This window comes from Microbacterium aurum, assembly GCF_016907815.1.
GTDB classification, from domain to species: domain Bacteria; phylum Actinomycetota; class Actinomycetes; order Actinomycetales; family Microbacteriaceae; genus Microbacterium; species Microbacterium aurum.
This window is the reverse complement of sequence record NZ_JAFBCQ010000001.1, coordinates 2,173,451-2,185,810: the sequence shown is the minus strand read 5'-3', so window position 1 is coordinate 2,185,810 and position 12,360 is coordinate 2,173,451. Positions and strand designations below refer to the sequence as shown.

Sequence of the window (12,360 nt, the reverse complement as noted above, 5' to 3'; positions counted from 1 at the left end):
TGTCTCGTTCTCCTGAGTGGGATCAAGCCCGCGACGGACTCCGCGACGAGGGAGGGCTCAGAACGAGGTCTCGCCGCGGCCGCTAAGGAGAAGACGAGCGATCCGCACGGGGTCAGACTACCACCGTGCGGATCGCCGTCTGCGCGGCGCCTGCCGTCAGGGGCCGTCGACGGTCGGGGGCGTGCCCTTCTCGTCGGCCACCCGTTCGGCGGCTTCGACCGGTGTCTGCGCGGGAGCGGCGGGCGCCGCCAGACGCTCCCGACGGGACGCGATGAGGCTCGCGGCAGTCGCGACGACCATCGAGAGGATGATGACGCCGAGCGACATCCACGTCGAGATCTCCGGAGCCCAGTCGATGTGCTCGCCGCCGTTGATGAACGGCAGCTCGTTGACGTGCATGGCGTGGAAGAACAGCTTCACGCCGATGAAGGCGAGGATGAACGCGATGCCATAGTGCAGGTACTTCAGGCGGTCGAGCAGATCGCCGAGGAGGAAGTAGAGCTGACGCAGCCCCATCAGCGCGAACAGGTTCGCGGTGAAGACGATGAACGGGTTCTGGGTGATGCCGAAGATCGCCGGGATCGAGTCGATCGCGAAGAGCAGGTCGGTCATGCCGATCGCGGCGAACACGATGATCATCGGCGTGAAGATCTTCTTGCCGGCGACGACCGTGCGCATCTTGGCGCCGTCGTAGTGATCGCTGATGTCGACCATGCGACGCAGGGTGCGCACGATGAACGGCTCCTGCTTGATGTCGTCGTCGTGGTCTCCGCCGGGGAATGCCTGTCGCCATGCGGTCCAGATGAGGAACGCCCCGAAGATGTAGAACACCCAGCTGAACTGCTCGATGATCGCCGCCCCCGCGAGGATGAACAGACCGCGCAGGATGAGGGCGATGATGATCCCCACCATGAGGACTTCCTGCTGGTAGCGCCGCGGGACAGCGAACTGCCCCATGATCAGCACGAACACGAACAGGTTGTCGATCGACAGGCTGTACTCCGTGAGCCAGCCGGCGATGAACTGGCCGGCGAACTCGTGGCCGGCGAACAGCCACAGCATCCCCGCGAAGATGAGGGCGAGCGTGACGTAGAAGACGACCCAGAGGGTCGACTCCCGGGTGGAGGGGATGTGGGGGCGCTTGAGGACGAGCAGCAGGTCGGCGACGAGGATGAGCACCAGGACGACGAGCGAGCCGACTTCGAACCAGACGGGAAGCTCCATGCGGGCCTTTCGGAGGGAAGACGAAACGTCGAAAGTCTCTCCCCCGCTCCCGGATCACCGGGGCGGCGCGTGCCCGGAACCCCGACGACGGGGCCCGTACTGACGGGTCACGCGAAACGGGATACTCCCTCTCGCTCGCACAAGAATAGACGAGTTCTGAGACGGTCGTGACGCGCCCGACACTCTCTTCTCGGAAGGCACCTTCTTCCGAGACGATGAGGGGACCATGAGCGACACCGGCATCCGGACCGACGCCGAACTGGTCGCGGCGGCAGCCGCGGGCAGTCAGGCGGCCTTTCGCGCGCTGTATCGCGCCTATATCCGCCCCGTGTTCTGGGTCGCGCACGCCCTCGTGGGCACGCGGGCGGATGCCGAGGATGTCGCGCAGGACACCTTCCTCGCGGCGTGGCGGAAGCTTCCCGGTCTCGACCTCGCGGGTGACTCGCTGCTGCCGTGGCTCGTGACGATCTGCCGGTTTCAGGCGGCGAATCGCGTCCGGCGTCAGCAGCGCGAACGCGCACACCTCGCGGCATCCGCCGACGACACGCTGCCCGCCACCGTGGATGTCGAACGCCAGGTCGTCGACGCGCATCTCGTGGAACAGATCCTCCGCGAGGTGCGCACGCTCGGTGAGCTCGACCAGGGCATCTTCCGGCTGTGCGCAGCCGAGGGGTACGGGTACCAGGCCGCCGCCGACCGGCTGGGCGTGTCGCACGGGGTGGTCCGCAACCGTCTCGCCCGCATCCGCACCCGACTGCGGAGCACGATCGAACCGGAGGGGACATGAACGACACCGCACTGCCCGCGCTGTCCGACGGGCGCATCGAGGAGATGGAGCGGGCGCTGTTCGCCCAGATCGCCGATGAGCGCGACGAGCGCCTGCAGATCGCCGAGCGGGCACGGCTGCGCGCCGTGCACCGCGGCCGGATGTGGATGGGCGGCGCCGCGGCTGCGGCCGTCGTCGCGGTCGCCGCCGTCATCGCCCCGCAGGTGCTGCCGAGCGTCATCGGGACGACAGAGAGCGCGGCGGTGGCACCGGCATCCGGCTGGTCGCTGACCGATGGTGCTGTGACGGACTCTGCCGGAGGAGCCGAATCAGCGGCGGGGAGCACGGCCAGCGGTGAGGTCGGCGGCGACGCCCGAGAGATCGCCGCGTCCGCGTCGGCGACGGTCGAGGTGGACGATGCCGCCGCCGCCGTCGATGCCATCGGAAAGGCGGCCGTGGCCGCGGGCGGCTATGTCGAGACCATGAGCGTCGGCCAGGCCGGTGAGGTCGCCGTCGACCCCGCCGCAGGCGGCGGCGAGGTCATGCCCTGGCGACCGTCCGGCTCCTGGATCACCGTGCGCGTGCCCGCCGACCAGCTGACGGCGACGCTCGCCGGGCTGTCAGAGGCCGGGACCGTCACGTCGTCCCAGATCGACCGGCGCGACGTCACCACCGAGGCCGTCGACCTGCGTGCCCGCGTCGCGGCGCTGGAGACCTCCGTCGCCCGACTCACCGAACTGCTCGCCCAGAGCACGTCGACCGCCGACCTCATCGCCGCCGAGTCGGCGCTGTCGGAGCGTCAGTCCGAGCTGGACTCGCTGCGTCAGCAGCTGACCTGGCTCGAAGGCCAGGTCGACATGTCGAGCGTCACCGTCACCCTCACCGAGCCCGCGCCGACCGTCCATGCCGATCCCGCCGGCTTCGGCGACGGCGTCGCCGCGGGGTGGAACGGGCTCGTCGCGACGCTCAACGGAGTCGTGATCGCGATCGGGTTCCTCCTCCCCTGGCTCGGCGTGCTGGCGATCGCCGGTCTCGTCGTGTGGGCGGTGCGCGGGGCCGTCCGCCGGCGGCGCGCAGCGCGGGGCACGGATGCCGGGGGTGACGCGCCGGAGGCGTGAGCGCCCCCGTGCCGCTCGGCTTTCCCCGGGGAAAGCGAAACGCCCGGCCGATGGCCGGGCGTTTCGTGGTGGTGACCCCAGCGGGATTCGAACCCGCGTTACCGCCGTGAGAGGGCGGCGTACTAGGCCGCTATACGATGGGGCCTTGCACTTTTCGCTGCGTAAGCAACCGTTCGATTATGCCATGGTCGCCCGGTGTCGGCCAAATCGAGCCCGCCCGTCGTGTCGCGCCTTGCGGGTGCGGGTGTGGAAGCGTTGACTGAGCGCATGCGCGTCACGAAACACGAACACGCCTGTCTCCGCCTCGAGGCCGAGGGGCACCAGCTGATCATCGATCCGGGGTCGTTCACGCTGCCCCTCGAGAATCTGCACGGTCTCGTCGCCGTCGTGCTCACGCACGAGCACCCCGATCACTGGACGCCGGAGCATCTGCGCCGGCTCCGCGACTATGCGCGCGATGTGCCGATCTACGCCCCCGCCGGTGCCGCGACGGCGGCGGCGGAGTTCGGTGCCATCACCGTCTCCCCCGGCGACACCGTGACCGCCGGGCCCTTCACCCTCACCTTCCACGGCGGGCGGCACAGCGTCATCCACGAGTCGATCCCCGTGGTCGACAACGTGGGCGTGCTCGTCAACGACCAGTTCTACTACCCCGGCGACTCCTACGCGGTCCCGTCGCACGCCGACGTCGCGCTGCTCGCGGCGCCGATCGGCGCGCCGTGGCTGAAGATCGGCGAGGCCATGGACTTCGTCCTGGCCGTAGCGCCCCGCCGGGCGTTCGGCACGCACGACATGACGCTGTCGCGCTCCGGCCTGGAGATGCACCGGGCACGTCTCGCGTGGGCGACCGAGCAGAACGGCGGCGAGTTCGTCGCCCTCGAGCCCGGCGAGTCCGTCGACCTGTAGCCGGATCGCCACCCGCCGAGGCATGCGGGGCCGACAGCCACGCGAGGCCGCTCAGACGACGGATGCCGCGACCGTGGTGGTCGCGGCATCCGTCGTCTATCGTTCTCAGCCTTCGGCGTCGTGGTCCGTCTCGAGGAACTGCACGAGCGAGTCGAGCGCCGCGTCCGCCCCGTCGCCGTCGGCCTTGAGGGTCACGACGGTGCCCTGCGTGGCACCGAGACCCATCAGCGTCAGGATGCTGCCGGCGTTGAGGTCGGGGCCGCCCTCCACCGCGATCGTCACGGGGATTCCGGTCTGCTGCACGGCCTGCACGAACAGCTTCGCGGGGCGGGCGTGCAGTCCGGAGCTGCTGGCGACGGTGGCCTGGCGTTCTGCCATGGGATCCTCCTGGTGAAAGACGAACGGTCGTTGCTTCGAGACTATGCGGTGAGGGCGGCTGCGGGAACCGTCTCATCGACGGGAGAAACCCCGCGGCGGTGCGCGAAGCGCTTGAGCGCGACGACCGAGAACGCCGAGACGACCGTTCCTGCGGCGATCGCGACGAGCCACAACCAGAAGTTGTCGATCGCGAAGAACACGAACACGCCACCGTGCGGAGCCTTCGCGGTCACCGCGAACGCCATCGACAGACCTCCGGTCACGGCGCCGCCGAGCATCGTCGCGGGGATGACGCGGAACACGTCGGCGGCTGCGAACGGAATCGCGCCCTCCGAGATGAACGCGGCACCGAGCAGCCACGCCGCCTTGCCGTTCTCGCGCTCGGGCTCGGTGAACAGGCCACGCGCGAGGACGGTGGATGCCAGCGCCATCGCGAGCGGCGGCACCATGCCCGCCGCCATGACCGCCGCCATGATCTGCAGGTAGCGGTCGTCGCCGGCGAGCCCCGCCGACAGACCCGCGGTCGCGAAGCCGTAGGCGACCTTGTTGATCGGGCCACCGAGGTCGAAGCACATCATGAGGCCGAGGATGACACCGAGGATCACGACCCCGGCGCCGGTGAGGCCGCCCAGCCAGTCGCTCAGCGCAGTCATGAGCCACGCGATCGGGCCGCCCAGGACGAGCAGCATCAGGCCGGAGGCGAAGATGGATGCCAGCAGCGGAATGATCACGACCGGCATCAGGCCGCGCAGCCACCGCGCCACGTTCAGCTGATTCAGCCACCACGCGGCGAGACCGGCGAGCAGACCCCCGACGATGCCGCCGATGAAGCCCGCGCCCATGAGACCGGCGACGGCACCGGCGACGAAACCGGGGGCGATGCCGGGGCGATCGGCGATGCCGAACGCGATGTAGCCGGCGAGGGCGGGGATCAGGAAGCCCATCGACGTGTTTCCGATGATGAACGCGACCGAACCGAGGTATTGGCCGAGCGGGCCGAGCGGTGAGGTGATGTCGGTCGTGGGCAGGTTCCACAGGGCGTTATTCAGGACGACATCGCCCGCGTTGTCGGTGACGTTGTAGCCGCCGAGCAGGAACCCGAGGGCGATCAGCAGACCACCGCCGGCGACGAACGGGATCATGTAGCTGACACCGGTCAGCAACGCCCGCTTGACGTTGCCGCCGAGCGACGTCGGTGCCGCCTGTGAGGTCGAGGCCTCGCCCGCCGACGCGCTGACCCGCGCTGCCTTCGGGTTGCCCACGGCGGCGACCGCTTCGGCGATCAGGTGCGACGGCTCTTCGATGCCCTTCTTGACGGGTACCCGCACGACCGGCTTGCCGGCGAAGCGCTGCTCGCCGCGGACGTCCACGTCGACGGCGAAGATCACGGCATCCGCATCATCGATGACCTGCTGCGGCAGCGCCTTGTAGCCCGACGATCCCTGCGGCTCGACGGCGAGGTCGACGCCCGCTTTCTGACCGGCGGCGGTGAGGGCGTCGGCGGCCATGAAGGTGTGCGCGATCCCTGTTGCACAGGCCGTGACGGCGACGATGCGTGCGGGGCGCCCGTCGACGGTCAGTCCCGGGGCGGCCGCGGCTGTGGGCGCAGCGACCGGCGCGGCCGCGGGCTTCGCGGCGGGAGCGGGCGCGTCGCTGACGGCGTGCTGCACGAGCGCGACGACGTCCTCCGGAGTCGTGGCGCCGCGCAGCCCGGCGGTGAAGTCCTCGCGCATGAAGGCGCGCGCCAGGCGCGAGAGCACAGCGAGATGCTCCTCCGCGGCGGTGTCGGGCGCCGCGATCAGGAAGACGAGATCGGCCGGGCCGTCCTCAGCCCCGAAGTCGACGCCGGGCTTGAGTCGGGCGAAGGCGAGCGTCGCCTCGGTCACGGCGCGGCTCTTGGCGTGCGGGATGGCGATGCCGCCGGGCAGGCCCGTCTCGTCGGTCTGCTCGCGCTTCCAGGCGTCGGCGGCGAGAGCGGCCGCGTCGGTCGCGCGCCCGGTCGCCGCGACGCGCGCCGCGAGCGCGTCGATGACGGCTCGCTTGTCGGTGCCGATCGGCTCGTCGAGACTGACGAGTGCCGGCGTGATGATCTCTGACACAGTGACCTCCAGTGTTTCTGTCTCGGGTGGTTCGGTGGGAGGGCTTCAGGGGGCGAGGGCGCGGACCGGCACGTCGCCGGGCAGCAGGTCGGCGGGTGTGGGGGCCTGCGTGCCGGGCAGGGCGGCCGCCGCCGATCCGTACCGGATGCCGCTGCGCAGGCATTCCTCGGGCGATGCGCCTGCGGACTCTGCGAGCAGGAAGCCGGCGAGGGAGCTGTCACCGGCGCCCACGGTGCTGCGCACCCGCGTCGGCGGCGGGGTGCCGTGCCAGGCGCCGGATGCCGTGACGAGCACGGCACCGGCGGCACCCAGCGTGACGAAGGCCGCGCCGACCCGCGCCGGGACGAGATCGGCCGCGGCGACGCGCACCGCGTCGGCAAGGTCGCGGCCCGCGTCGAGCGCGACACCGGTCAGTTCGGCGAGCTCGTCGTCGTTCGGCTTGATCAGATCGGGGGCGCCGTCCGCCACGACGGCGTGGAGCGCCGCGCCCGAGGTGTCCACCGCGATCCGCGGCGGGTCGCCGGCCGCACGCACCGCGCGGATCACGTCGACGTAGAAGCCGTCCGTGACGCCGGGCGGCAGCGAACCGGCCAGCACCAGCCAGCGCGCGCCGCGCGCGGCCTGGACCGTCGCGGCCACGAGCGCCTCGGCATCCGCCTGCGTGCGCGTCACGCCCGGCAGGTTCACCTTCGTCGTCACGCCTCCCCCGTCGACGATCGTGAGGTTGGCGCGCGCCGCGCCGGGCAGCGGCACCGGCACGACCGGGACGGCGGCCGAGCGCAGCACGCCCGCGAACGGGTCGTCGGCGTCGAGGGGCAGGACGGCGGCGCTGCGCATCCCGGCGCCGACGACGACACGCGTGACGTTGATGCCTTTCCCCCCGGGATCCTCTCGGACCGAGAGAGCCGACTGCACCTCGCCGACGCGCAGCGGCGTCGACAGTGTCACGGTGCGATCGAGCGAAGGGTTGGCCGTGAGGGTGACGATCATGCGACCCACACCTCCACGTCGGCCGCTTCGAGGCGTTCGGCGAGCTCGCCGCCCGGCGCGGCGTCGGTCGCGAGGATGTCGAGATCGTCGAGACGGGCGAAGGAGATCAGGAGTTCGGCGTCGAACTTGTCAGCGTCAGCCAGCACGACCACACGCCGCGCCGCCGAGATGATGGCACGCTTGACGGCGGCCTCGTCGGGATCGGGAGTGCTGAGACCGAACGTCGCGGACAGTCCGTTGGTGCCGATGAAGGCGAGATCGGGACGGAGACGCGAGATGGCGTCGACGGTCTGGGCGCCGACCGCGGCCGCCGTCAGGCCGCGCACGCGCCCGCCGATCGCCGTGAGGCCGAGGCCCGGCGCACCCGCGAGCAGGTGCGCGATGGTCATCGAGTGGGTGACGACCTCGAGGGGACGGATGCCGGTCGAGCGCTGCACCAGCAGGTGCGCCAAGGCGGCGGTCGTCGTTCCGGCGTCGATGTAGATCGACCCGCCGTCGTCGGCACCGACCGCGTCGAGAGCGCGGGCGGCGATGGCGAGCTTGACGTCGCCGCGCTGCTGCGTGCGCTCGGCCAGCGACGTCTCCGCGGTGCTGACCTTCGTGCGAGCCACCGCACCACCGTGCACACGGCGGATGTGACCCCCCGCTTCGAGGTGGTCGAGGTCCCGACGGACGGTTTCGGTGGTCACGCCGAAGCGTCGGGCGAGGTCGACGACGACGACACGACCCTCGGTCGCCACCAGGTGCTCGATCAGCTGCTGCCGCTCCGTCGCGTACATGTCTCCTCCTCGAATAACCACACGGTACAACACACACACAGACTAAACAAGACTCGGCCGCCGTTACGGCTCCGGGGCGGACCATTTTGGGGAGCATCTACAAGAGACTCAGCGTCACGCCGGATGAGACTTGGTGTCACCCGGAATCTCCGCCGGTCTTTCCCCCGACGACGAACGCGCGCTGTTACGGTCATCACGCTCTGACGACACACCGACGGCGGCGAAACTGTCCGACGGTGCCGCGCAGGTGGATGCCGGCGCAGCCCAGGCCTCCACCTGAGCGGCAACGCCGACAGCGCGACCTCGCACCTGGCGACTCTCGCCGCGCTCCTCACGGCCGCCCAGGCCGATCCCGCGTCGGCGGACTGGGCGACGATCTCGGCGCTGACGACGGGACTCCAGCAGGAGGTCGGGGCGATGTCCGCGCACGCCAAGGCCGCGCCGGGCCTCGCCACCGGGGCGGGCAACCTGTCGGCGGGGGCGACGTCGCTCGCCGATGGCACGCAGCGCCTCTCCCAGGGCGCGGGTTCGCTCGCCACCGGATTGAACGACCTCTCGGCGGGCGCGACCACCCTCTTCGACGGCTCGGTGAGGCTGACCGAAGGCTCGGGCGCGCTCTCGGCCGGGGCCACGAGTCTCGCCGACGGGAACGCCCGGATCGCCGACGGCACCGGTCAGCTCGCGACCGGCACGTCGGGACTTGCTCCGACGCTGATGCCGTGGCTGCGATCGCCGGCCTGATCGCGATCGCCGCGTGGGTGGCGCACCGCCTCGTCCACCGCACCCGGGAGCGTGAGCTGGCGCTCGCGTAAGCGACTCACACACAGAAGAGGGTCCCCGCCGCGATGGCGGGGACCCTCACGTGTACCGGAGGCTTACGCCTCGCTCATCACGTTCACTTCCTGCTGGCCGCGGGCGGCGAGGGCTGCCGCACGCGCGGCGATGCGGCGCTCCTGCTCGATCTGCCCGGCATCCAGGGTCTCCTGGTCGACGGGGTAGCTCTCGACCTTGTTCACGCCGTTGTACTTGGCGATGTAGGCGTCGAGCTCGGGGCCCGACTCCCACGACGTGATGAGGCAGTAGCGCGGCTCCGTGCCGTAGTGGGCGGCCGCGTGCCACAGGCGCTGCGTGTCGACGATCAGCTGAGCGCCGGCGGGAAGCGCGATCCGCGTCTCCTGGCTCGGGTCGGTGCGGTTCTCACGCAGCACGAAGTAGCTCGTCTTGTCGTCGGTCAGGTTGAAGAACCCGCGCACGACCCAGCCGGTGCCGTCGGGGTTCAGGCGGTTGTTGTCGTCCTGGTGGAGGTTGTAGAGGCAGTCCGCGTAGGTGTTCGGCTGCAGCTCGATGATGCGGCAGCGACCGACGTTGGCGCCCGGCTCCTTCGCGCGCTCGGTGAGCGTCGGCGCGATCGCGGTCTGCGAGTCGATCCAGACGCCGTCCTTGTCGGTGCGCGGCGGCTTGTGGTTCCAGAAGCCGTTGCACTCGATCTCACCCTTGGCCGACGCCAGCGGTGCGAAGCGGGTGTCGCCGGAGCTCTTCCAGTCGACGTACTCGACCTCGAGCCATTCCTTGGGATCGATCTCCTTGCCGTACGGATCGAGGACGACGTAGCCGGTCTCCTCGAGTGCGGCGCTCTTGATGTATGCCATGACGGATCATGCCCTTTCTGTCGGACAAGCGAAGTTTTTACAGGCCCGACTTAGGCAAGCCTACCTAGCCGCGGCGGGTGCGCCAGTAGACTCGATCGGGGTTTCCGAGGAGTGATTCGCACCAAAATGAGCAACGCCACGACCGTCCCCGCCGCCAACGTCGCGGCCGTCGCCGTCAACACGATCGGGTGGCTCTCGGCATCCGACACCACGATCGTCGTCCCGGTGTATCAGCGCCAGTACCGGTGGGACATCGGCGGCTGCGAGCAGCTTCTGGGCGACATCCGCGCCGTCGCCGGCGCCGATTCGGCGGACACGCACTTCATCGGCTCCATCCTGTCCACGGCCGGCGGGGAGGATGCCGGGGACGCGCACCTCGTGCTGATCGACGGTCAGCAGCGGATCACGACCCTGATGCTCCTGATCGCGGCGCTGCATCACACTCTGCGCGATGACGACCCGCGGCTCGCCGCGGAGCTGGAGCGGGTGCTCGTGCGCACCGACGACCCGACACGCACGAAGCTGCGCCCGCACCGCGCCTGGGCCGACGTGTTCGAGAGCGTCGTCCTCGACCGACGCGCCGAAGGCGAAGAGGGGCGGGTGTCGCGGTTCGACGACAACTACGCCTTCTTCCGCAGCCAGATCCGCCCCGATGAGGCGGCCGACATCTGGCGGGGTCTGCAGAAGCTCGAGCACGTGTCGATCACGCTCGGCGCCGAGGCCAACGCGCAGCAGATCTTCGAGAGCCTCAACTCCACCGGCGAGCCGCTGCGCGATCACGAACTGATCCACAACTACGTCCTCATGGGTCTCACGCACGCCGAGCAGACCGAGATCGAGCGCGACTATTGGCTGCCGATCGAGCACGCCACCGGGGAACAGATCGGCTCGTTCTGGCGGCACTACCTCGTGATGCTGACGGGGCGGGAGGTCTCGGTCACCGGTGGCCGCGGCGTCTACGACGCTTTCCGGCACGAGTTCCCGCGCCTCGACGTCGCGACGCTCCGTCAGCGCGCGGCGCAGTGGCGCGAGTTCGCCGAGATCTACCGGCTGCTGCTGGAGCCAGCCGAGACGCCCGATGCCGCGATCGGCGCACAGTTCGCGTCCCTCGGCACCTTCGGCGGGGGCGTCTACCCGCTCGTGCTCCGGCTGTACCGCGACCACATCCACGGCGAGCTCGCGCACGACGAGCTCGTCGCGAGTCTCGAGCAACTGCAATCGCTGCTGCTGCGGCGCACGATCGTCGGGGTCACCACCGATCGCCTCGTGGCACGGCTGTGTCGCGCGGCGCAGCTCGGGCGCGACGAGCTCGTGCACGCGATCGCGCGCATCACGCCGTCCGATGAGCGCACGCGGGTGGGCCTGAAATACAGCGCGCTCCCCCACGCGCGCTACGTGCTCGGCCGGATGTCGGGGGTCGGCGCGGAAGCGGGGTGGGACATCGAGCACATCGCGCCGACGGCTCCCGGCGACGATTGGTCGCCCGACGGCATCCGTCGCTGGGCGGAGCTCTCCGACGACGAGCAGAACAGCTTCCGCGCGCTCGCGCCGACCCTCGGCAACCTCGCGCTCCTGGAGGAGTCGCTGTTCGAGCGCGCGTTCGATGCTGCCTACCCGGCAAAGCGCGCCGTCTACGGCGACAGTGCGCTGGCGTTGACGCGCGAAGTGGCGGATGCCGAGGTGTGGAGCACCGCGGCGATCGCCCGTCGCACCGAGCAGCTGACCGAGCGCTTCCTGCAGGTGTGGCGCCGCCCCGCGGTGGTCAGCATCGACGACGACAACCTCACGCCGATCCTCGACGCGAAGCAGCGCCGTGGCTGGCCTCGCGGGTGGGAGCGGGAGTTCGACTACGTCGAGTTCCGGGGCGAGCACTGGGAAGTGAAGGACATCCGGTATCTGTTCCACCGGATCTTCCAGCGCCTGTGGGCGGAGTCCCCCGCGTCGCGGCAGAGCGTCATGGATTTCAGCGCGCGCCGCGGCGGCCCGGTGTATCCCGCGATGGCATGGAACGGGCAGTGGGACCGCCTGTCCGCCGACGAGGACAGCCCGTTCCTCTACATGGGCTGGGACTCGCGCTACATGCTCTCGGCCGTCCAGGGCGTTCTCGAGGAGGCCGGCTGGGCGAGCGAGGTGTTCGTCAAGTACTCCTACATCGGCGACGCGATGCGCTGACGCATCACCGCGCCAACGACAAAACCCCCGGTTCTCCGGGGGTTTGCGTCTTGCTGACCTAAACGACCTCTGTTCTAACCATTGGGATCTGCCGTTCACCCCTGTAGAACTGCGGAATCTCGCGGTTCCTGGCGATGGGGAGGAGGGTTTGAGCACCCCGGATGCGTACCGAAGCCACGAGCTGTCGAAGCGCCTCGGCAGCGTCAAGGTCGCGGAGCTCGTCCAGCGCGCCAAGACAGGTGAGAGCGTGCGGTCCCTCGCTCGCGAGCTGGGTGTCGC

Annotated in this window: 11 protein-coding genes and 1 tRNA gene; 5 read left to right on the top strand and 7 right to left on the bottom strand. The window is 70.1% G+C overall.

Going from position 1 to position 12,360, the window contains the following annotated elements; all coding sequences use genetic code 11:
• Positions 1 to 156: 156 nt before the first annotated feature.
• On the bottom strand, positions 157 to 1,224 hold the full coding sequence (locus JOD60_RS10790; protein WP_076690614.1) for a TerC family protein: 1,068 nt from the start codon (positions 1,222 to 1,224) through the stop codon (positions 157 to 159).
• 226 nt (positions 1,225 to 1,450) lie between these two features.
• On the opposite strand from JOD60_RS10790, the gene JOD60_RS10785 reads away from it, so the two are divergent.
• Positions 1,451 to 2,011 (top strand): RNA polymerase sigma factor, encoded by a 561-nt coding sequence (locus tag JOD60_RS10785; protein WP_076690613.1) that lies wholly within the window; start codon positions 1,451 to 1,453, stop codon positions 2,009 to 2,011.
• Positions 2,008 to 3,108, top strand: a complete 1,101-nt coding sequence (locus JOD60_RS10780) for a DUF4349 domain-containing protein (protein WP_076690612.1) — start codon at positions 2,008 to 2,010, stop codon at positions 3,106 to 3,108. Before JOD60_RS10785 ends, JOD60_RS10780 begins: the two co-directional genes overlap by 4 nt.
• Before the next feature lie 69 nt (positions 3,109 to 3,177).
• Here the strand turns inward: JOD60_RS10780 and JOD60_RS10775 are convergent.
• Positions 3,178 to 3,253 (bottom strand) — tRNA-Glu (locus JOD60_RS10775).
• Between the two features lie 122 nt (positions 3,254 to 3,375).
• Between JOD60_RS10775 and JOD60_RS10770 the strand changes: the two genes are divergently transcribed.
• A complete protein-coding gene (locus JOD60_RS10770; protein ID WP_076690611.1) occupies positions 3,376 to 4,014 on the top strand; it encodes an MBL fold metallo-hydrolase in 639 nt (212 codons plus the stop codon).
• Between the two features lie 105 nt (positions 4,015 to 4,119).
• On the opposite strand, the gene JOD60_RS10765 is transcribed toward JOD60_RS10770, so the two are convergent.
• From JOD60_RS10765 to JOD60_RS10750, 4 genes are read right to left on the bottom strand one after another with little or no spacing between them, the layout of a single operon-like run.
• Entirely contained in the window at positions 4,120 to 4,392 is a 273-nt protein-coding gene (locus JOD60_RS10765; RefSeq protein WP_076690610.1) for an HPr family phosphocarrier protein, read from the bottom strand.
• A 41-nt stretch (positions 4,393 to 4,433) separates the two neighbouring features.
• Positions 4,434 to 6,491, bottom strand: a complete 2,058-nt coding sequence (locus tag JOD60_RS10760) for a PTS fructose transporter subunit IIABC (RefSeq protein ID WP_076690609.1) — start codon at positions 6,489 to 6,491, stop codon at positions 4,434 to 4,436.
• 45 nt (positions 6,492 to 6,536) lie between these two features.
• Positions 6,537 to 7,481: a 1-phosphofructokinase family hexose kinase gene (locus JOD60_RS10755; protein WP_076690608.1), complete on the bottom strand. Its 945-nt coding sequence runs from the start codon at positions 7,479 to 7,481 to the stop codon at positions 6,537 to 6,539.
• Positions 7,478 to 8,260, bottom strand: a complete 783-nt coding sequence (locus JOD60_RS10750) for a DeoR/GlpR family DNA-binding transcription regulator (RefSeq protein WP_076690607.1) — start codon at positions 8,258 to 8,260, stop codon at positions 7,478 to 7,480. The genes JOD60_RS10755 and JOD60_RS10750 overlap by 4 nt, the downstream gene beginning before the upstream one ends.
• A 417-nt stretch (positions 8,261 to 8,677) precedes the next feature.
• Here JOD60_RS10750 and JOD60_RS10745 point away from each other — a divergent pair, with 417 nt between their 5' ends.
• Positions 8,678 to 9,001, top strand: a complete 324-nt coding sequence (locus JOD60_RS10745) for a hypothetical protein (protein WP_076690606.1) — start codon at positions 8,678 to 8,680, stop codon at positions 8,999 to 9,001.
• Positions 9,002 to 9,135: 134 nt separating this feature from the next.
• Here the strand turns inward: JOD60_RS10745 and JOD60_RS10740 are convergent, their stop codons facing one another.
• Positions 9,136 to 9,909 (bottom strand): hypothetical protein, encoded by a 774-nt coding sequence (locus tag JOD60_RS10740; RefSeq protein ID WP_076690605.1) that lies wholly within the window; start codon positions 9,907 to 9,909, stop codon positions 9,136 to 9,138.
• Positions 9,910 to 10,035: 126 nt separating this feature from the next.
• Here JOD60_RS10740 and JOD60_RS10735 point away from each other — a divergent pair, with 126 nt between their 5' ends.
• Complete coding sequence (locus JOD60_RS10735; protein ID WP_076690604.1) at positions 10,036 to 12,081, top strand: DUF262 domain-containing protein; 2,046 nt, start codon at positions 10,036 to 10,038, stop codon at positions 12,079 to 12,081.
• The last annotated feature ends 279 nt before the right edge of the window (positions 12,082 to 12,360 follow it).